The sequence below is a fragment of the Lysobacter concretionis Ko07 = DSM 16239 genome (assembly GCF_000768345.1).
GTDB lineage: Bacteria > Pseudomonadota > Gammaproteobacteria > Xanthomonadales > Xanthomonadaceae > Novilysobacter > Novilysobacter concretionis.
This window is the reverse complement of sequence record NZ_AVPS01000004.1, coordinates 238140-259243: the sequence shown is the minus strand read 5'-3', so window position 1 is coordinate 259243 and position 21104 is coordinate 238140. Positions and strand designations below refer to the sequence as shown.

General features: G+C 67.1%; 13 protein-coding genes and 1 tRNA gene. 2 read left to right on the top strand and 12 right to left on the bottom strand.

Features of this window, described 5'->3' with window-relative positions; translation table 11 throughout:
• Positions 1-47 precede the first annotated feature (47 nt).
• The 6 genes from N792_RS13745 to N792_RS05740 all read right to left on the bottom strand — a co-directional run bounded on the left by N792_RS13745 (position 48) and on the right by N792_RS05740 (position 7260).
• Entirely contained in the window at positions 48-185 is a 138-nt protein-coding gene (locus N792_RS13745) for a DUF2474 domain-containing protein (protein WP_084105444.1), read from the bottom strand.
• Entirely contained in the window at positions 185-1192 is a 1008-nt protein-coding gene (cydB, locus tag N792_RS05760) for a cytochrome d ubiquinol oxidase subunit II (protein WP_036193330.1), read from the bottom strand. The genes N792_RS13745 and cydB overlap by 1 nt, the downstream gene beginning before the upstream one ends.
• Entirely contained in the window at positions 1192-2676 is a 1485-nt protein-coding gene (locus tag N792_RS05755; RefSeq protein ID WP_052103530.1) for a cytochrome ubiquinol oxidase subunit I, read from the bottom strand. Before N792_RS05755 ends, cydB begins: the two co-directional genes overlap by 1 nt.
• Before the next feature lie 92 nt (positions 2677-2768).
• Positions 2769-3557 carry an adenosylmethionine decarboxylase gene (speD, locus tag N792_RS05750; protein ID WP_036193329.1) on the bottom strand — a complete coding sequence of 263 codons (789 nt, stop codon included), beginning with the start codon at positions 3555-3557 and terminating at the stop codon, positions 2769-2771.
• Entirely contained in the window at positions 3557-4771 is a 1215-nt protein-coding gene (locus N792_RS05745; protein WP_269572097.1) for an amino acid aminotransferase, read from the bottom strand. Before N792_RS05745 ends, speD begins: the two co-directional genes overlap by 1 nt.
• Before the next feature lie 218 nt (positions 4772-4989).
• Positions 4990-7260 carry a catalase gene (locus N792_RS05740; protein WP_269572096.1) on the bottom strand — a complete coding sequence of 757 codons (2271 nt, stop codon included), beginning with the start codon at positions 7258-7260 and terminating at the stop codon, positions 4990-4992.
• Between the two features lie 468 nt (positions 7261-7728).
• On the opposite strand from N792_RS05740, the gene N792_RS05735 reads away from it, so the two are divergent.
• Complete coding sequence (locus N792_RS05735; RefSeq protein WP_036193323.1) at positions 7729-8589, top strand: EamA family transporter; 861 nt, start codon at positions 7729-7731, stop codon at positions 8587-8589.
• Between the two features lie 23 nt (positions 8590-8612).
• On the opposite strand, the gene N792_RS05730 is transcribed toward N792_RS05735, so the two are convergent.
• From N792_RS05730 to recC, 4 genes are read right to left on the bottom strand one after another with little or no spacing between them, the layout of a single operon-like run.
• A complete protein-coding gene (locus N792_RS05730) occupies positions 8613-9362 on the bottom strand; it encodes an SIR2 family NAD-dependent protein deacylase (protein WP_036193321.1) in 750 nt (249 codons plus the stop codon).
• The gene (gene recD, locus N792_RS05725) at positions 9359-11242 is read right to left on the bottom strand and encodes an exodeoxyribonuclease V subunit alpha (protein WP_052103528.1); all 1884 of its coding nucleotides are present in this window, start codon (positions 11240-11242) and stop codon (positions 9359-9361) included. The genes N792_RS05730 and recD overlap by 4 nt, the downstream gene beginning before the upstream one ends.
• Complete coding sequence (locus N792_RS05720; RefSeq protein WP_191150464.1) at positions 11239-14982, bottom strand: UvrD-helicase domain-containing protein; 3744 nt, start codon at positions 14980-14982, stop codon at positions 11239-11241. Before N792_RS05720 ends, recD begins: the two co-directional genes overlap by 4 nt.
• Positions 14979-18470, bottom strand: coding sequence for an exodeoxyribonuclease V subunit gamma (gene recC / locus N792_RS05715; RefSeq protein WP_052103526.1), 3492 nt, complete (start codon positions 18468-18470; stop codon positions 14979-14981). Before recC ends, N792_RS05720 begins: the two co-directional genes overlap by 4 nt.
• 216 nt (positions 18471-18686) lie before the next feature.
• On the opposite strand from recC, the gene N792_RS05710 reads away from it, so the two are divergent.
• Positions 18687-18761 (top strand) — tRNA-Val (locus N792_RS05710).
• 619 nt (positions 18762-19380) lie between these two features.
• On the opposite strand, the gene N792_RS05705 is transcribed toward N792_RS05710, so the two are convergent.
• Positions 19381-19629 carry a cold-shock protein gene (locus N792_RS05705; protein ID WP_052103525.1) on the bottom strand — a complete coding sequence of 83 codons (249 nt, stop codon included), beginning with the start codon at positions 19627-19629 and terminating at the stop codon, positions 19381-19383.
• Between the two features lie 139 nt (positions 19630-19768).
• Positions 19769-20908, bottom strand: coding sequence for a phage major capsid protein (locus N792_RS05700; protein ID WP_052103523.1), 1140 nt, complete (start codon positions 20906-20908; stop codon positions 19769-19771).
• Positions 20909-21104 lie beyond the last annotated feature (196 nt).

Genomic DNA, 21104 nt, shown 5'->3' with positions numbered 1-21104 from the left:
ATCAGGATTGCCCGGGCACACGACACGCTCCCGGACCATCACCTGCGCTAGGTCGTCATCCCCGCCGAACGCATCAGCAGCTTCAACGCGTAGGCCACCGCCGTCAGGCCCGCCACGCTGGCCAGCCATATCACGGCCAGCCAGCCGATGCGTTTCCACCAGTGGCGCGATGGCGACGGCCGCATCAGTGGTATCCCTCGCCGGCCCTGACCTTGCCGCGGAACACCCAGTACGCCAGCGCGGTGTAGCCCAGGATGATCGGGATGATGAGCAAGGCGCCCACCAGCGTGAAACCCAGACTCTGCGGCGGTCCGGCGGCCTGCCAGAAGGTGATGTCGGGCGGCAGGATGTTCGGCCAGATACTGATGCCCAGACCGCTGTAGCCGAGAAACACCAGCGCCAGCGTGAGCAGGAACGGCGAGAGGTGCGAGTCGCCCTTCAGCGCGCGCAACAGGCCGTACATCGCCACGCCGACCAGCAGCGGCACCGGCGCGAGAAACAGGAGGTTCGGCAGGCTGAACCAGCGCCGGGCGATGGCCGGATGGGCCAGCGCGGTCCAGACGCTGACGATCACTATGGCCGCCAGCAACGCCCACACCCAGTGCCGGGTCCGCAGGCGCAGGTCGCGGTGAAGCTCGCCTTCGGTCTTGATCAGCAGCCACGTGCTGCCCAGCAGCATGTAAGCGACCACCAGCCCGACACCGGTGAACAGCGAGAACGGGGTGAGCCAGTCGAACGCACCGCCGACAAAGCGGTCCCCATCCATCGCAAAACCGTTGATGAAGGCACCCAGCACCACGCCCTGGCAGAAGGTCGCGCCGTAGGATCCGGCGATGAAGGCCAGGTCCCAGACCCACTCGCGCTCAGCCGCCACCTTGAACCGGAACTCGAACGCAACGCCGCGGAAGATCAGCGCGACCAGCATCAGCACCAGCGGCAGGTACAGCGCGCTCAGCACCACCGCATAGGCCAGCGGAAAGGCCGCCAGCAGTCCCGCGCCGCCCATCACCAGCCAGGTCTCGTTGCCGTCCCAGACCGGCGCGACGGTGTTCATCATCACGTCGCGGTCGTGCTTGGCCGGGAAGAACGGGAACAGCATCCCGACGCCCAGGTCGAAGCCGTCCATGACCACGTACATCATGATCGAGAACACGATGATCACGCCCCACACCAGTGGAAGGTCGATGCCCATCAGTTCGTCTCCTCCGGCGATCCGGCGCCCGTACCCGCTGCGTAGACACCAGCGAAGCCGGCGCCCGACGCCTCCCCATCGGTCGCCGCGGACATCGGCCGCCCCGGCTGATGCAACTGGCCGGGGCCACCCTCCGGTGGCGAGTCTGCGTCCCCCGTGGACGGGCCGTGGCCGATGATGCGCAGGGTGTACACCGTGCCCGCGCCGAACACCAGGAAATAGACCACCACGAAGATCGCCAGCGACACCCCCATCTGCGCGGTGCTGTGCGCGGACACGGCATCGGAGGTTCGCTGCAGGCCCTGCACGATCCACGGCTGGCGGCCGATCTCGGTGGTCGACCAGCCGGCCAGGATCGCAACCAGCCCGGCCGGCCCCATCCACAGCGCAAAACGCATCAGCGGCCGGGACGCGTACACCCGGCCGCGCCACCGCAGCCACGCGCCGCACAACCCCAGCGCGATCATCAGCACGCCCAGTCCGACCATCAACCGGAAGGTCCAGAACACGACCGTGGAGTTGGGCCGGTCCTCACGCGGAAACTCCTTCAGGCCCGGAAACTCGCCGTCCAGGCTGTGGGTCAGGATGAGGCTCCCCAGTCGCGGGATCTCGAGCGCGTACCGGGTCCGCTCCTGCTCCATGTCGGGGATGCCGAACAGCGCCAGCGGCACGCCCTGCCCCGGCCGGCCCTGGTCTGAGGCGTTCTGCCAATGGCCTTCCATCGCGGCGATCTTGGCCGGCTGGTATTTCAGCGTGTTGAGGCCGTGGAAATCGCCGATCACGGCCTGCAGCGGCGCGGTCACCAGCACCATCCACAACGCCATCGACCACATGGTCCGGACCGCCGCCGTGTCGCGTCCGCGCAACAGGTGCCATGCCGCGCTGGCGCCGACCAGCAGCGCCGTGGCCAGGAACGCCGCCACCACCATATGGGTCAGCCGGTACGGAAACGATGGATTGAGGATCACCATCAGCCAGTCGACCGGCACCACGCGGCCGTCGATGATTTCGTGCCCCTGCGGGGTATGCATCCAGCTGTTGGAGGCGATGATCCACGTCGAGGAGATCAGCGTCCCGGCCGCCACCGCCGCGGTGGAAAACAGGTGCAGGCCCGGGCCGACGCGCTTCATGCCGAACAGCATCACGCCCAGGAAACCGGCCTCGAGGAAAAACGCGGTCAGCACCTCGTAGGTCAGCAACGGTCCGGTGATGCCACCGGCGAAGCGCGAGAACCCGCTCCAGTTGGTGCCGAACTGGTACGCCAGCACGATGCCCGACACCACGCCCATGCCGAACGCGACGGCGAACACCTTCAGCCAGAACTGGTACAGATCCAGATAGACGCGGCGCCTGGTGTACAGCCACGCGCTCTCCAGCACCACCAGATAGCTGGCCAGCCCGATGGTGATGGCCGGAAAGATGATGTGGAAGGAGATCGTGAAACCGAACTGGATCCGGGACAGCAGCAGCGCGTCAAGTTGCATGATCGCTTCGGGCCCGCCTGCGGAGACCCGCCGATTGTCCCGCCGCCCGGGTCACGGCCGCGTGTGCGGCCGCCGTGTCCGGTCTTCGGGAGCTACGCTTCCGGGTATCCCTGGTACAACTCGATGATTTCCTTGCGCAGCAGATGCTCGATGCGCATACGATCGCGGAACGACAACTGCTGGGCCATCTCGCTGAACAGGTAATCGTCCAAGTTGAAGTTCTTCAGGTGCATCTTCGTGTGGAAGAGGTTTTCCTGATAGACGTTCACGTCGCGGCACTCGTACCTGTCCAGCAGCCGCTTGTGGATCGACTCCTGGATCGAGTTGATCTTGTGGTCGATGAAAAGCTTCTTGCCCCTCGCGTTGCGGGTGAAGCCGCGCACGCGGTAATCCATGATCACCACGTCCGAATCGAACTGCTTGATCAGGTAGTCCAGCGCTTCCAGCGGCGAGATCAGGCCGCAGGTCGCCACGTCGATGTCCACCCGGAAGGTCGCGATCCCGTTGTGCGGGTGCATTTCCGGATAGGTGTGGACGGTGATGTGGCTCTTGTCCAGATGCGCGACCGTGCGCTTGGGCTTGTCGTTGGACGCGTTGTGCTCCGGCAGCGCCGGACGGTCGGACATCAGGATCGTCACCGACGCGCCCTGCGGATCGTAATCCTGCCGGGCCACGTCCAGCACCGTGCCGCCGATGATCTCGACCACCTGCAGCAGGATTTCGGTCAGCCGGTCGGCGTCGTATTCCTCGTCGATGTATTCGATATAGCGCTGGCGCTGGGTCTCCGACACCGCGTAGGAAATGTCGTAGATGTTGAAGCTCAACGACTTGGTGAGGTGGTTGAACCCTTCCAGCTTCAGCTGGCCACGAGGCTTGCCCATCAATCTTGCCCGGGGTCGTGCATGACTTCGGCGAACGCCGCGGCCACGCGGTCCACGTTGTCGTCGCGCAGGCCGGAGACGCAGATGCGCCCGGAATTGACCGCATAGATGCCGTGCTCGACCCGCAGCCGCTCGACCTGCGCCGCGCTCAGGCCGGTGTAGCTGAACATGCCGCGCTGGCTCAGCAGGTAGTCCACGTTCAAGGACGGCGCGCGCGCCTTCATGCCGGCATGCAGGCGATCGCGCATCCGCAGCATGCGCGTGCGCATTTCGCCGACTTCATCCATCCAGTCCTGGCGCAGCGCCGCATCGGCGAGCACGCGCGCAATGATCTTGCCGCCGAAGGTCGGCGGGCTGGAGTAGTTCGCCCGGATCGACATCTCCATCTGACTGAGCAGGCGTTTGGCCTCGTCGGCATCCGCAGACACGCCCACCAGCGCGCCACAACGCTCGCCGTACAACGAGAAGGTCTTGGAGAACGACACGCTCAGCAGCAGCGAGATCCCCGCATCGACCATCGCGTGCACCGCGTAGCCGTCCTCGTCGATGCCTTCAGCGAAGCCCTGATAGGCCATGTCGAGGAACGGCAGCAGGTTGCGCCCGGCGATCACCTTGATCACGGCGTCCCACTGGTCGCGGGTCAGGTCGGCACCGGTCGGGTTGTGGCAGGCCGGGTGCAGGATGACGATGCTGCGTGCCGGCATCGCCTGCAGGTCGGCCAGCATGCCGTCGAAGTCGACGCCGTTGGTGGTCGCGTCGAAATAGCGGTAGCTGCCGACCTTGAAACCGGCGGCCTCGAAGATCGCCTGGTGGTTCGGCCACGACGGTGCACTGATGAACACCTGCGAGTCGGGGAAATAGCGCTTCAGCAGGTCGCAACCGACCCGCAGCGCGCCCGAGCCGCCCAGCGACTGGATCGCCACCGTGCGCTCGCCGACCTTCCGGTAGCGGTCGCTGCCCAATACCAGTTCGGTGACCAGATCGCGGTACTGCTTCGAGCCGGCAATCGGCTGGTAAGGCGTCGGCCCCAGATCGGCCGCCAGCACCGGACGCACCGCGGCCACCGAGCGCAGGGTCGGGATCGCGCCGTTCTCGTCCTGATAGGCACCGATGCCCAGGTTGACCTTGTCGGCGCGCGGCTCGGCCAGGTACGCCTGCTGCAGCGAAAGAATGGGATCACCGGCGTAAAGCGGCAAATGGCTGAACATGGCCAGCTCCTGATAGGAAAATTGTGGGCGGGAGGCACCGGCCTGGCGACGGAAGCACCGTCGCGGATCAAACAAGCGGCAGGGCCAGCGCGCTATTGTCGCGCAGGTGGCGGGGAATAGCAGCCGGCGGTTCATGAGCAACCCGCGTTCACACCAGACGCCACTGGCGAAAATTCCACCAGTGGCGCCTGTACTTCCTGCCCATTTGCTTCCTGTCGCGTGCCTCACACCGCGGGCGGATCGGACTCCCTGGCGAAATGCCGGTGCCGGGTCAGCGCCTTGAGGAACGGGCCAACTGCCGCTTTTCCGGATTCGGCCAGCAGCACGCCTTCGTCCTTCCTGTCCTGCGCAATGCCCGCCTGCGTCAACAACCCACTCGCCGCACCCAACGCGAGGATGGTCTTGCAATGCCGGTACTGGTCGCGGATGAACTCCGCCATCTGCCCCATTCCGGCCAGCGTGGCGACCGCCTCGGCACCGTCGGCGAGCACGAGCGCATCGAACAGGACGGAGGGCTCGTTCTCGAGCGATGCGGCGGCCTCCATCACGTCACCCTCTGCCGTCGTAAATGGACCGATCCGCGGACCAACCAGCCGTCCCTCCGCGCCGGCATCGCGCAAGGCGGCCTGGATCGCAGCGACGCCCTCGCCCACCACGCCATTTGCCACCACGATCGCGACCTTTCGCGTCCGTATGCCGTCGCCGGGATAGGCGGTCATCGACAACGCCGGCGATACCCGGACTTCGGGCTTGGGTGGCTTCGCGATCGCGCGCGGCATGGGTTCGGGGAGGTTCATGCCCAGCCCCTCCGCCACGCCCTGGGCAAGCTCGCCGGAGACGTTGCGCAGCATCGACAGGATGCGCTGCCGCACCGCCGGCACGGTCACCTTGCTGAGCTCGAACCGGTAGGCGGCGATGATGTGCGCCTTCTCGGGCGCGGATTGGCTCTCGAAAAACAGCGCCGCCTGGTTGAAATGCTCGGCGAACTTCTCCGCCTTGCCACGCACTTCGTCCTGGGTAACGGGTTCCGGAAACGGAACGAAACCCGCCGCCCCGGCCTGGAACGGGCAGCCGCCGCCCAGCGAGTTGGGCTCATAGCTGACCCGCCCGCGGTGGATGGCCTGCCGGTGCATGCCGTCTCGCTGGTTGTTGTGGACCGGCGCCACGGACGAATTGATTGGCAGCTCATGGAAGTTCGGACCGCCCAGACGCGTGATCTGCGTATCGACATAGGAGTGGATGCGCCCCGCAAGCAACGGGTCGTTGCTGAAATCGATGCCCGGCACGACGTGCGCGGTGCAGAACGCGACCTGCTCGGTCTCGGCGAAGAAATTGTCCGGATTGCGGTTGAGCACCATTCGCCCGACCGGGGTGATCGGTACCAGCTCTTCCGGCACGATCTTGGTCGCATCAAGGACATCAAAGCTGAATTTGTCCGCCTGCTCCTCCGTAAACACCTGCAGGCCGAGCTCCCATTCGGGGTATTCGCCGGCCTCGATCGCCTCCCACAGATCGCGCCGGTTGTAGTCCGGGTCGGCGCCGGCGATCTTGACCGCCTCGTCCCAGACCAGACTGTGGGTGCCGAGTTTCGGGGTCCAGTGGAACTTGCAGAACACCGACTTGCCGGCTTCGTTTACCAGCCGGAAGGTGTGCACGCCAAATCCCTGCATCATCCGGAAACTGCGCGGAATCGCGCGGTCGGACATCAGCCACATCACGGTGTGGATCGATTCGGGCATCAGGGAAATGAAATCCCAGAACGTGTCGTGTGCCGAAGCCGCCTGCGGCATCGCGTTGTGCGGTTCGGGCTTCACCGCATGGACCAGATCCGGGAACTTCATCGCGTCCTGGATGAAGAACACCGGCATGTTGTTGCCCACCAGGTCCCAGATGCCTTCGTCGGTGTAGAACTTCACCGCGAAGCCGCGCACGTCACGCGCGGTGTCCTTGGAGCCGCGCTCCCCGGCGACGGTCGAAAAGCGCACGAACAGCGGCGTGATCTTGCCCGCCTCCCGGAACGGCGCGGCACGGGTCAGGTCGGTCAACGGCCGGTAGTTCTCGAAATAGCCGTGCGCGCCCGATCCGCGCGCATGCACCACCCGCTCGGGAATGCGCTCGTGGTCGAAGTGGGTCAGCTTTTCGCGAAGGATGAAGTCTTTCAGCAGCGCCGGCCCCCGCAGGCCGGCTTTCAACGAGCTCTGGTTGTCGGCCAGTCGGACGCCCTGGTTGGTGGTGAGCACCTGCCCGCCGGCGTCGGCCCGCACACGGTCCAGCGGCGCAGCGGCGGGGTCGTTTCCGCCTTCTGCGGCGCCCCCCACTTTCACGGAGTGGTTTGCCTCCGACAAGGTACTGGCGCCGACGCTCGACGATGCCGGCGCAACGTGCTGGCCTTCGGACGGGCGCACGGCGTTGGCGTGCCCGTACTCGGCCGCCTTGGTTGCGTTGAACGGCATCGCCGACGAGGTCGCCTCGACATCGGCCGCCTGCTGCGCCACAGGATCGTCGCCCCCCGACGGCCGATGCCTCCCTCTCGCGCCATCAGTGCCGCGTGTGTCGGCCTGGGGTGCTGCTTTCCTGTCGGCTCCACGATTCTTGCGGGTCGCCATTGCCCTGCCTCCGGGTGTGTGCATTCCAATGACTGCACAAGCCAGGAACGCTAGACCCCGTCGCGTGAGAGCAGAGTCAGCGGCGACTCGAACCCGGCACGTCATTCAGACGACGTTCCGCGCCCGCCACCCGACCCGGCATCGGGTGAGCGACGCTGAGCCCGGCGGGATCACCATCGCGTCGGGCGCGCTCAGCCTCCGTGCCGGGGACCGCCGGTCACGGGCGGGTAAAATCCAGCGCTCTCGCCGGAGCACTCCGCTCCGGCAAGCACGTGAGCCGCTGCCCATCGACACATCGACCGTCTCGCCGGTTTCACCCCCGCCGCACCGCGTCGCTCTCGGCGGGCGGTCCTGCCCATGCACCTGATCCTGCTGAGCGCGCTGTGCAGCGTGCTGGTCTCGGTGCTGCTGAAGCTGGCGCCGCGTGGCCGGCTCGACGTGGCGCAGATGGTCACCTGGAACTACTTGGCTGCCGCGGTGCTGTGCGCGTTGCTGTTGCGGCCGGGCCTGGGCGGCCTGCGCGGTGGTGCGCAATGGCTGGTGCTGTTGGCACTGGCGGTATTGCTGCCAACGCTGTTCCTGGTGTTGGCCGCGGCGGTGCGACAGGCGGGCATTGTGCGGACCGATGTCGCCCAGCGGCTGTCGCTGCTGCTGTCGCTGGTGGCAGCCTTCACCGTGTTCGGGGAACAGGCCGGAGGCATCAAGCTGGCCGGACTGGCGCTGGGTCTGATCGCGGTGGCGGGGATTGTCATGCGCCCCGCCAACGGCGGTGCGACGGGTCCAGGCGCTTGGCTGCCGTTGCTGCTGGTGTGGGTCGGCTTCGCCGTGGTCGACGTGCTGCTGAAACTGGTCGCCCAGTCCGGCACGCCTTCGATGGCGTCCCTGCAGGTCGCGTTTGTACTGGCGTTCGTGCTGATGCTGGGCTGGCAGATTTCACGCCATCTGCGTGGCGCCTCCCGCTTCGGCATGACGAATCTGGGTGCCGGACTGCTGCTGGGCCTGCTCAACTTCGGCAACATCGTGTTCTACGTCCGCGCCCACCAGGCGCTGCCGGACAGCCCGGCGGTGGTGTTCGCGGCGATGAACATCGGCGTGGTGGTGCTCGGAACACTGGTCGGGGTGTTGGCATTCGGCGAGAAAACCAGCCGTTGGAACCGCGCAGCGATCGTTCTGGCGATCCTCGCGATTGCGCTGATCGCCTACGCGCCGCGTCCCTGACGGCTGCCTCGACCGCGACGCGTCTACAACGCCAGGCGCAGGTGCTGCAGCTCCGCGCCCGCCGCACCGCGCAGATGCACGTCGGCCAAGGCCTCGTGCGCGCTCGCTCCCGGGTCGATCAGCAGGATCCGCGCGCCGTTCTGGCGGGCCATCGCCACCAGCGATGCGGCAGGCTCCACCACTCCGGAAGTCCCCACGACCAGCAGCAGGTCACAGTCGCGGATGCAGGCCTGCGCCTGCTTCCAGGTGTCCTGCGGCAGGCCTTCGCCGAACCAGACCACGCCCGGCCGGATCGGGCCACCGCAATGCGTGCACACCGGCGGTGGCAGACGCGGCACCGATCCGGACTCGGGCGGCGCGATGAACTCCCCGCCGGGCCGGTCGCAGGCAAAGCAACGCAGCTTCAGCAGCTCGCCGTGCAGGTGCAGCACCCGCGTCGAGCCCGCCCGCTCGTGCAGGTCGTCCACGTTCTGGGTGATGACGGTGAACCCGGGCCAGCGCTGCTCGAAGGACGCCAACGCGCGATGACCGGCATGTGGTTGGACCGTGCCAAGTTGCGCCATGCGCGCTGCGTACCAGCCCCATACCAGCTCCCGATCGGACCGGAACGCCTGCGGCGTGGCCATCTGTTCGGGCTTCCATTTCGACCACAGGCTGTCGCTGCCGCCACGAAACGTGGCGATCCCGCTTTCGGCGGACATGCCCGCGCGGGTGAATGCGGCCGGGCGCTGGCTGGATCGCAGCAGTTCCACGGCGGCCGAAAAATCCGTCACGGCGACCTCCCCCCGTCGTTACGCTGCGCCAGCTTCGCCGCCACCCCACCCTGCCGCTGGACGCTGTGTGTGACCGCCGTGGCCAGTGCGGCATCGCCCGCCCACAGCTCGACCGACCTCTTTGCGCGGGACACGCCGGTGTAGAGCAGTTGGCGCGACAGGATCCGGCTTTCGGCGTCGGGTGGCAGCAGCACGGCGACGTGGGCGTATTCGGAGCCCTGGCTCTTGTGGATGGTGATCGCGAAAGCACTCTCGTGCGGCGGCAGTGCATTGGGAGCGAAGCTGCGGAAGCGTCGGGCCGGCTGCGCGTCATCGCCGGCGACGGATTCGGGGCTGCCTTCAAACCAGACCCGCAGGTGTCCGTCCGCGTCGGCCAGGCAGATGCCGACGTCGCCGTTGAACAGGCCGGCGGTGTAGTCGTTGCGGACGATGATCACGGCGCGGCCGGGGTACCACTCGCGGCCGGGCTCTTCGTCCCACTCCTTGCGCAGGCGGTGTTCGATGGCCTGGTTGACCGCCGTCGCGCCGTACGGGCCTTCGCGCATGGCGCACAGCAACTGGCGCCGGGCGAGCGCGTCCAGGGCGGCCTCCACCGGACCCTTGCCGCTGGCGTCGGTGACACCGTCGCTGGAGGCGCGCAGCTCGTCGGTCTTTGCGATCCGCTTCGACCAGCGCTCGACCTGCCGGCCGAGTTCCTGCGGGGTGTCGATGGCGATGTGCCTTGCATGTTCCGCGGCGGCGGCCATCGCCAGCTGCAGCGCTCCGGCATCCCCGGCGTTGATGGCCTGGTTGATGTCCACCAGATACTGCTCGGCGCGGAAGCTGTGACGCAGCTTCACCAGATCGTCGGTGTCCGTTGCGTCGCCGGCACGCTCCTCATCACCACCTTCCCCGGCAGCAGGATCCATGGCGGTGACCAGGTCCATCAGCACCGAACCGGCCGCGACCGAGGTCAGCTGGTCGGCATCGCCGACCAGGATCAGGGTGGCATCGGGTCGGACGGCGTCGAGCAGGCCGCGCAGCATGGCCAGGTCGACCATGGAGGCCTCGTCGACGACCACGATATCGGCGGGAATCGGATCCTTCGCATCGCGCGCGAATACGTTGTCGTACGGCCGGTACCCGAGCAGGCGATGCAGGGTGAGCGCTTCATGGTCGGGCACGTTTTCCAGCAGCGGGAGCCAGTCCGCAGGCAGGGGTTTGTCGGCGTGCCGACGCAGCTTCTGCTTGCCCTCGCGCAGGGACTGCACCAGCCGCTGGGCGGCCTTGCCGGTCGGCGCGGCCACCTGGATCGTCAGCGGCCGGGACGACGGACGTTGCAGCATCAGCAACATGCGCAGCACGGTGGTGGTCTTGCCGGTGCCCGGCCCGCCGGTCAGCACGAACAACTTGCGCCCGGCGACGCGGCGGACCGCGAGCCGTTGCTGCGCGACCGTGTTGTCGTCGATGCCGTGGAACAAGGTGTCGATATCGTCTTCGGCGACGGTGACGGCATCGGCCTGATCACGCCGTCGCATGACCGCATCGGCCACCGCGACTTCGTGCCGGTAATTGCGCCACAGGTAGAACCGACCGTCGGCATCCAGCACGAACGGAACCGGGGTCGCGGCATCGGTGTCCGGGCTGCCGACCATCGGTTCGGCGGCCAGCGCGGCAATCTCGGCCTCGTTCAACGCCGGCATTTCGCTGCCGCTTTCGACACCGCCGGACAGCCACAGGGCGGTGTCGCCGCGGCCGTCGGCCAGGCTCGCCCAGGCGGCCACCCTGGCCAGCAGCGTCGAGCCTTGATGGCCGATCACCCAGCGGTACAAGGCGCGTTCCAGCGGGCGCCAGGCTTCGGCAAACGACCCGGCTGGCAGCGCGTCAAAACCGTAGCTCATGCGGCCTCCTGTATGCGGTTGGCGAGGACGGCATCGACCGCGTCGATCAGCTCGTCGCTGAAACGGTGCGCCCAGATCCCGGCGCCGGGCACCTGGGTCGGGGCCACGCCGACCGCCCGCACGAACAGGTAGATCGCCTCGCCCAGCTGTGTGCTGCGGTCGTAGGCCGGGCCGATGCGCTGGCGCAGGTAGCGATCGACCGCGACCACGTACAGCAGTGCCTGGAAGCGGTAATGGCTGGCGTCCATCGCCTGCCGCAGTTGCGCGGGCGCGTACATCGACAGCAGGCCGTCCTTGCCCAACTGGTTGCCCTTGTAGTCGAGCACGTAGAAGCGCCGGTCGTGCTGGAACACGAGGTCGATTTTCCCGTTCATGATCCCGCGCAAGTGATGACGCGGGCTTCGGGGTATCAGGTCGGGCTCGCCGGCATCGGCGCAGGCCTCACGCAGGCGCTGCACTGCCACGCCGTCCAGCGCGTAGTCGAAACCCATTTCCGCGCGCAGGTGTTCTTTGGGCAGCTCACCCAGCCGGACGGTGTGGCCGTCCGCCAGCTCCATCGGCGTGTCCAGCGTGGTCTGGATGCGGCGCGCCAGCCGCTTGACCAGCAGCTCCACGTCGATGTCGCCCAGCCGCACGCCGCTGTCGAGCAGGTGGTGGCGGATCAGTTCGTGCTGCGCCGACATCGGCTGGCCGACCTGGCGGAACTCGAACATCGCGTGCAGCGCGTTGCCGAAGTCGGCCCCGCCGACCGGGGCGAGTTCGAGCAGTTCGCGGTGGGGGGTTTCATCGGTTTCCAGGTTTGTCGCTGACTCGCGGGGAACCTCCGTGAACGCGCCCGCCAGGTCCGCTTCTTCGGCACCGCCTGCTTCATCGCTGGCCGGGCCGTCCTCGGTCGTACCGTGCGCGAACCGCGACCGGGTCAGGCTGGTGAAACTCCACTTGAACTCGAACGGGGTGTTGCGGGGTTCGGGCAGGGCCTGGCGGATGACCGGCCCGGCTTGCAGCGGCGGCTGGTACACGCGCTCGGGCCACAGCCAGTCGTTGCGGTTCCAGGCGATATGTCCATGCAGGGACGACGGCGGCGCGGCTTCGTCGAAGCCCGGCAACAGGCGCTCGATCATCGCGTCCAGTGGTGCGCGGTGCGGGTCCGTATTGGCCGCCCCGCCCTTCTTGTCCTTCGCACGGCCGGGCGGCAATACATAGATGTGGCAGGCATACCGGGCGCGCGTCATGGCGACGTACAGCAGGCGGAAGCGCTCGTCCTGGCCCTCCTGGCGGTAGCGCGCCCGGTCGGCGTCACCACAGCCCGGCAGGCGCTCGCCGCTTTGCGCGTCGTGCAGGATCTCGATCGTGTCATTCGTGTTCTGGGTGTTCGCCCACATCAGCGGCAGCATCACCACCGGGAACTCCAGTCCCTTGCTCGCGTGCACGGTCATCAGCCGCACGCGGGCGGCGTCGGATTCGATGCGCAGCTGCATCTCGTCCGCGGCGTCGCCGTCATCGGCCTTGCGGCGGGCGCGCTCTTCGGCCAGCCAGCCCAGCAGTTGCTCCGGGCCGGCAAACCTCTCGCTGGCGGTCTGCAGCAATTCACCCAGATGGCGCAGGTCGGTCAGGGAGCGCTCGCTGTCGCCGGAAGCAAACAGACGCGGCGTGGCCTGCCGCGTCACCTCCTGCACCAGCGCCAGGACGCCGCGGGTGCGCCAGATGTCACCCAGCGCTGCGTAGTCGTCGGACAGCGCCTGCCAGTGCTCGGGGCGGTCACGAAGTGCCAGCAGGTCCGCGTAGGTCTTGCCGCCCAGCCGCGTCGCCAGGGCCGCCTGCACCGCGCCTTCATCGCGCGGGTGTTGGGCGGCGTACAGCACGATCTGCAGTTCGCGCGCCCAGTCGGACTCGAACACGCTGCTGCGGACCGAGGACACGCAAGGCACGTTGCGCGCGCTCAACAGCCGCCGTAAACGGGTGATGTCGCCGTTGGCCGGCAGCAGCACGGCGATATCACCCGGCACCAGCGGGTTGCCCCCGATAGAGTGCCGGCCCGGCGTCAGCAGTTCGACGATCTGGTTGGCGCAACCTTCCAGCGCGGCGCTGCGACGACTGTCGGCGTCGTCCGGGCAATCGGGCCAGTAATGCAGCTGCAGGGGTCGGGTGCAGAGCCGCCCGTCCACTTCGTACGGCGCGTCGTCGCAACGGGCACTGGCGTTGACCGGCTCGTAGCGGATCTCATGGCTGTCATCGGTGCTCAGCTGGGCGCCGGCCAGGTCGTAGAACGCATTGCAGGCGGCCACCATCTCGCGCGAGGAGCGGTAGTTGGTGTCCAGGCTCAGGTGGCTGCCGGCATCGCGGCGGGCCTTGAGGTAGGCGTGGATGTCGCCGCCACGGAAGCGGTAGATCGCCTGCTTCGGATCGCCGATCATCACCAGCCGGCCGCGCTGGCCACCGTCGGACGCGCGGTAGATCCGGTCGAGGATGCCGTACTGCAGGGCATCGGTGTCCTGGAACTCGTCGACCAGCGCCACCGGCCAGGCCGCGAACAGGCGCTCGGCCAGGACACTTCCGCCAGCGGGCAAGGCGCGGGCGACCCGTTCGATCAACTCGTCGAAGGTGACCTGGCCGCTGGCGGTCAGGCGGTGGTGACGCCAGGTCTTGATCTGCTCGACCCAGTGCTGCCAGGCGGCGAATCTGGCTTCGTGATTCGGCCATTGCGCCTGGTCTTTCTGATGGATCGCCAGCGGCTTCAGTGCCTCGGCAGCGTCTGCTGCGAAGGCGAGGACCTTCTGGATGTCGGGATCATCGAGATGGTCGTCGGCGATCTGATCCGATACCGGCTCGGGCGTGAGGTTGGCCAGCGTCTTCGGTATCAGGTCTGGGTCACGCGGCTGCGATTCGAGGAAATCGGCCAGGTGGGTCAGCGCGTTTTTGAGCGCTGTTTTTCTTGGCTGGAATATCTTCCTGCCCACCAGTTGCCGGATCGGATCGACCCAGTCCGACGACAGAACAACCTCCGGCGCCTCCGTCAACGCCCGCAGCCGCACCGACACGCCCGGGGCCGAATACGCCTTGAGGTACTGTTTCAGCTTGCCGATCGAATCGACATCCAGCACCGGCAGGCCCGAATCCGGCGCCTGGGTCTGCTGCCGCCACACGTCCTCGGCGAGCGTCTGCAGCATGCTTTCCGACGACACCAGCTCGCCCAGGCCAAAGGCGCTGCCGCTCTCGAACGGGTAGTCGACGAGGATCTTCCGGCACAAGCCGTGCAGAGTACCGATGGGCGCGAGGTCGAGCTCGGCCTGGGCCAGGCGCAGGCGCTGGATGTCGTGCTGGATGCGTTCCCGGGCCGCGGCGCCATCGGCCGTGCCGGTCCAGTGCCCGTACAGCCATTGCCGATCCACCGGGTCGCTGTCGTCCGCTTGCAGGCCGTTGTCCAGCAGGCTGCGGCCGTACCGCTCGGCCTCGATCAGACGGGCACGGATGCGCTCGCGCAACTCCCCCGCCGCCGAGTCGGTGAACGTCGTCACCACGATCTGTTTCGGCGACAAGCCCTGCTCCAGCAGCAGACGCAGGTACAGCACCGAGATCGTCCAGGTCTTGCCGGTGCCGGCGCTGGCCTCGATCAGGCTGCGGCCGCCGGCCTCCAATGGCAGGTTGCGCCAGCTGTCCGGCTGCAGCTGTTCCGTCGGGTGTTGGGTCTGGTGCTGGGTCGGGTGTTGGGTGGGGTGTTCCATTGATACGACGGCGCTCATACGGCGACCTCCTGTGGCACCACGAGGGTGATCAGATCGCGCAGGCGATGGGCCGTCTCCAGCAGTGATTCGTAGCTGGCGGTGTCGTCGAACTCGCGCTCGCCGGCCAGCAGGCGACCGTAGCCCGGGGCGTAGTCGCGCTCGCCGGTATTGAAACCACCGACCCATGACGCGCGGGCCTTCTGCGCAGACTCGGCGGCCGACCACGAGGTCCTGGGGAAATACCGCAGCGGCGCAGTCCGGGACTCGCGATAGAAGTCGACCAGCCCTTCCACCTGATCCTCCAACTGGGCCAGCATCCGCCGCCGCAACGCATCGTCCCCGTTGCGCACGGCCTGCATGAACGCGTCGTTCCAGACATCGAAGCCGCCTTGCCAGACGCCGGCGCCACCACCCTTCTCCGGTGCAGCCACCACGCAGGCGCGAACCTCGAACCTGCCGGCCGGATCGTCCAGCCGCGCCAGTGCCCATTCGAGGAAAAACGTCACCCGCTCCTTGAAGCCCAGATCCTTCTCCGCCTTGCCCGGAAACACCTCGTGGACCCAGCGCGTGCCGTCCACGTCGTAGACCTTGCGCAACTCGCCCTGCAGGCGGGCGCCGTCCGTCCCGCGCAGCGGGCGATCGATCAGCAGCGGCGTCGCTTCCGGCAATGCGGGGTCGAACAACGCGTGCCCATCAATGGTCGCCAACAATGCCGCGACTTCTTTGCGGGTCGTGGACCAGGCTTCATCGCCGACCGTCCCCGGCGGCACCATGCCGGTCAGCCGCATCCACTCCGGGACGTCTTCCGGCACCGCTTTTTCCGGCACCGACACGGCGGCGTTGAACACGCGCTTGGCGATCTGGTCCAGGCCTTCGAATTTTGCTTCCAGCCGTTCGCGGTCGCGCAGGCGATCCTCGCTCAACGCGTCCAGCCGCAGACGGAGTCCATCGGCCAGAAGGTGTCTGGCGGGGTCGCGGAAATAGGCGAACACCTGCCGCAATGCGATGGACGATGACGTTTCGTCGGCCGCGTCCACGGCCGTGCCGTCGACGAAGGACCATCCGGACAACGCCGCGTGGTCACCGGCATCCATGGCCGCGTGGCTGTGGCTGAACGAGAACAGCGCCCGGTCGCTGCCATCGAAATAGCGCGCATCAAATGGCTGCAGCGGGTGCTTGATGTGCCACGGCCGGCCGATGTCCGCGTCACCCGATTGCGTTGCGGCCGCGTTCGCCAGCGCGTCCAGCAGTTCGACCAACGGTGCGGCCGGATTGCGCGGCTTGCCGTCGCGCACGCCCTCGCCGATGTAGCTCAGGTGCAGCATGTCGCGCGCGGACATCACGGTTTCCAGGAACAGGTAGCGGTCGTCGCTGCGCACGTCGCGGTCGCCGAGGCGCCGGTGGGTCGTCATCAGGTCCAGACCACCATCGCTGCCGGCACGCGGGAAGTCGCCGTCGTTGAGGCCGAGCACGGCCACGACACGGAACGGAATCGCGCGCTGCGGGACCATGCCGCAGATGGTCACACCGCCCATCAGGAAGCGCTGACGCTCCGGCGTGGCCGCCAGGCGCTCCAGCAGCACCTCGCGCACGACGCTGAACTCCAGCTCCGGATCAAGCGAGGAAGCCGGATCGCCCTGCTTCGGCTCGCTGGCGATCGCACGGATGAACCGGCGCACCTGCGCCTCGGCCTCGCGCGCGCTGGCATCCCGCGTGTCGATGCGGAACAGGGCGTCGAAGACCTGCTCCAGCCACGTGGCCCATTCACTGGCCCGCCGGGTCTTTCTGCCGGCCGCGTGGAGGTGTGCCAGTTGCACCAGCAAGCCATCGAGCGCACCAAGAAGCGCGGCCTGCGGACCGTGGACACCGGCCAGCGGCGCAAGCGTGCTGCCGTCGGGCAGCGTCACGGCATTGGCGCCGGCGTCGGTCACGGCGCCCATGAGGTAACCGGCCATCATCCGGTCCATGCCCCAGGCGAAGGTGTGTTCGTCGATCGCCGGCACACCCAGGTCGCTGCGGAACCGGCCATCCAGCGCCCAGGCCACCCGGCTGTTCTGCAACCAGCCGACCAGCACCGCGATGTCCGCGTCGGCCAGTTCGAAACGGCGGGCGATTTCCGGCACGCCCAGCAGGTCGACGACTTCGGGCGCGGTGATCCGCGACTGGGGCAGGTCCAGCAGCCGCCGGAAGGCTTCCAGCAACGAATGCGAACGCGCCACCGCCACGTCGGCGATGTGGTACGGCAGCGGGCCCTGGTGTTCACCGGCCGCGCCGAACACCGCCGGCAGCAGCGACACGTAGGCCTGGATGTCGGGCGCCATGACGACGATGTCGCGCGGCAGCAGGTCCGGGTTGTCCACCCGCGCCTTCAACAGCGCGTCGCGCAGCACCTCCAGCTCGCGCAGGCGGGTATGGCAGGCGTGCACCCGCAGCGAAGCGTCGTCGCGCTGGCTGGCATGACCGCCCACCGGCGCCAGCAGCTCCGGGGCGAATCGACGGATGCTTTCCTGCAGCCGCGGCAGGCGGTTTCCATCCGGTGCCTCCTCGGACTTGTCACCCCAATGGCGGATATCGACGCCCACCTCCAGGCCGTCCAACGCCAGCAGGAAGTGCTGCCCCATCCGGCCCCAGGCGCCCAGCAGCGGGTGGCGCTGCTGCAGGAAGAGGCTTTCGGTCGCCTGCCCGTAGGGGTCGGCCTCGACCTGCTGCCGCAACGTCTCGCGGTCGCCGCGCTGATCAAGCCAGTACTCCCGGCACGGGTCCGGCACATACAGCACCACCGGCCGGCGCTGCGCCACGGAGGCCAATACGCCCAGCTCCGACGGCGCCAGATGGCTGATGCCGAACACGTGCAGCGGCTCGGCTTCATCGACGATCGGCTGCCCGCCCAGCAAGCTCGCCCGCACCTGCTTCAACAACTCGCCGCGATGAGGATGACCGACCTGCTGCCGCAGTTTTTTCCACAGCGACGCCAGCAGATCGTGCCCGCGCGAGTCGCCGCCCGCCAATTCCGGCAGGCGCTTGCCGACCGCCCACGCATCCAGCCAGTCGGGCCGGTACACGATGTACTGCGTGTAGATGCGCGCCAGCCGGTCGGCCAGCTGGAACCGGCGGCGCGCCTGGTCGCTGCCTTCCAGATACCGGTGAACCTGTGCATCGTCCAGCGTCGGCAGGATTTCGTGGATGCGCCAGCGCAGGCCGCCACGCTGATACGGCGCCAATGCGACCGCCGACTCGCCCTGCACTTCCATCGCCAGCCGGTCCAGCCAGGCACTGGGCAGGACGATGTCCAGATTGGCCGCAATGCCGCTGATACCGCCCTCGCAGCGCCGGCGCGCGAGCTCGGTGGACAGCCACTGCTTCATCCCCGGATGGGCCGCGATCACCGTCTGCGGCGCGAGCACCTGGCTTGGCGGATGCTGGCCGATGAAATACGCCAACGCTTCCAGCAGGCCTTCCAGCCGGCTGGCCCGGTAGACGATCAGTCCACGGTCGATTTCTTCCAATGCGGGCCCCTGCGGATCAAGACGGTGCGGTCATTCCCGACCCGCCCCGTGCCGACCGGCATGGGCGGATCGGGGTGCGGGGTCGTGCCGGGCGACAATGGATTTTGCTGCGCCAACGTACTACGGACGCATCTCATTGGGTGAGACAGACGAAGCGCGATGGCGAATAACCACTTGCCAAAAATCCCCCGCTTCGCTGTATACTGCGCGGCCCCCGGGCGGTTAGCTCAGCGGTAGAGCATTGCCTTCACACGGCAAGGGTCGCAGGTTCGATCCCTGCACCGCCCACCAGTGGAAAGCCTTACACAGCAAGCATTACAGCGAAAACCGGCCTAGTGTCGGTTTTTTCGTTTCTGGCCCGTAACAGCACGGTAACAGCAGGCCGCGCACTCAGCAGGCAAAAGAAGACCCTCGCCAGCGCACGGCATGGCGGGGTCAGTGCCGGCCACCATTGCGCCGTAGCTCTCCGTGTCGAACTGGGCCCGCGCCGGGTGGCGGCATGGGCCAGGTCAGCATCGTTCCAGCGGTGCCAGGGACGGTTGCTCATGATGGCGAGTCAGAAGGGCGTACACGCTTCAGGCAGGTCGATATGGGCCGGGGGGCAGCCGCAGCCCTTGCGCGACGTTCTGGGCAGCCTGGACGGCCATTGCTCACGCTATCGGATCGGGGGTTGCTCGTGACCTGCCCTTAGCGATTGAACTACGCTTGGCGCACGTGCCGGCATCGCTCAGGTTGTGGCGATTTTCCCGAATCGCGGGCACAAAAAAGCCCCGGCCCGGATTGTCCGGAACGGGGTCAGTGTGATTTATACGCCAGCTCGGCAGCGCCAGACGGTTGGCTATTTTTTCACCAAGTCTTTGGACTTACCGATGATGCGAAGGGGGCAGATCGGTCAGGGCGTGAAGGGGTCTCAGACTTTTATGCCCCCCGTATCCTTGCCGGTCGCCTCTCCGACACGTCGCGCGGTTCTCGCCCTCGGCCCTCTCGGGGTTGGGAACGCGATGAACTCCACGCGCTCCCCGGCTGCCAGGCGCACGTCGCCTTCAATGGTGGCAAAGCTCACGAACACGTCAGCGCTGCCTGCGTCCGGTGTCACGAAGCCAAACCCGCGCGCATCATCCCAATGGGCGACCGTGCCGGTGTGTGTTTCCTCTGTCATGTTTCGTCCCTCGCAATAAAAGAAAGCCCCCGCCGGTTAGGACGGGGGCTAGCGCCTGTTTCTTTCGCCGGTAGGCAAACCAGCCGCTCAGGGGGTTAGGTTCCTAGCAGGCCCCAGTCGCGAACCCCTGCTAGGAGTCTTATGGGACGATGGCGGGAAGGGTCAGCTTCCGCACGGCGTTCACGTCCAGCACCTCCAGACCCGCGCGCATCTCGGCAAGGATCATGATCAGGTTCCGGGTGAAGTAATCCGCGTGGCTGTTGCTCACCAGCACGCTGACCTTCTGGCGATCCAGCACCGTGGTGAACGCGGTGTCGACCACCAGCGCCGAACGGGCCGCGATGCTCGGCGTGGTCACGATGCGGGTGTTCCACAGCGACGGCGGTACCGGGACGGTCGGCGAACCGAACACGTACTCATCATCGGTTTCGTTCTTGCGGGTCAGCTGGATGCGGAACCAGTCCATCGGATTCATCAGCACCAGACCGGGCGCATAGCCCGCGTTCGCCATCGCCACCAGCGCCTCGCCGATGATGTCCGCCTCGGTCGTGCCGATGGTCGGAACGAACGCCGATGCCTGGGTCAGCAATCCGTTGATCTGCCCAGCGCCACCGGCACCGTTGATCAACTGGTGTTCCAGTCGGGACAGCACCTTGTGGGACAGCACCGAATCAACCTGCGACTTGAGCGTGTTCACGTCGTCCAGCACCTGCCGCGATGCGGTCGTGTGGCCGGCGATGGTCGCCACGATGGCCGACTGCTTGACGCCCGCAAAGGTGATGCCCTGCTTTTCGTCGCCTTCCTTGATCTGCTCGGTAGCATCGCCGGTCGCGTTGAGCTGCACGAACTCCACCGAATCCGTCTTGACCGGACGCGACGGCAATACGTCCATCAAGCGCAACGGACGCTGCGGCTTCAGCACCGCTCCATCGCGGCGCTCCGGCTGGCTCGGGTAGAACGTGCCATCGGTCGGGACGAAGTTCTCGTTACCCATCGCGGCACGGATGCCTGCGTCGATGTTGAGTCGCGCGGTGCCCTGATTCCATTCCTTCAGCGCAGCAAACGCGGGGTTCTCGCCGATGCCCTTGGTGACGCTGGCACCAACCGAGACCGCCAGGCGGTTGCCGACCGTGGCCCCGCCCATCTCGCGGGCGGCCTGACCCGTGGCCACGCCTTCGATCTCGCTGCGGATCGCGCGCAGCTCGTCGGTGTGGTGTTCCTTGAACTCGGCGAAGGCGGTATTGATCTCGCCGACCAGCTCGTTAATGTTTGCAGTCATTGCAGTTGTTCCTTTGAATTGGGGAGTCGATACAGACCTGCCGCATGCAATGGGGTTACGTCGCGTAAACCCCTTTGCCCGGTCGGTTTCCGTGTCCGGTTGCACGTTCCGCACCTCTTGTCCCGGCGTCGCGCGCGAGACTGGTCATTCGATTGGATCGCCCGAACCGAAGTAACCGAGGGGGTGACGTGCACCG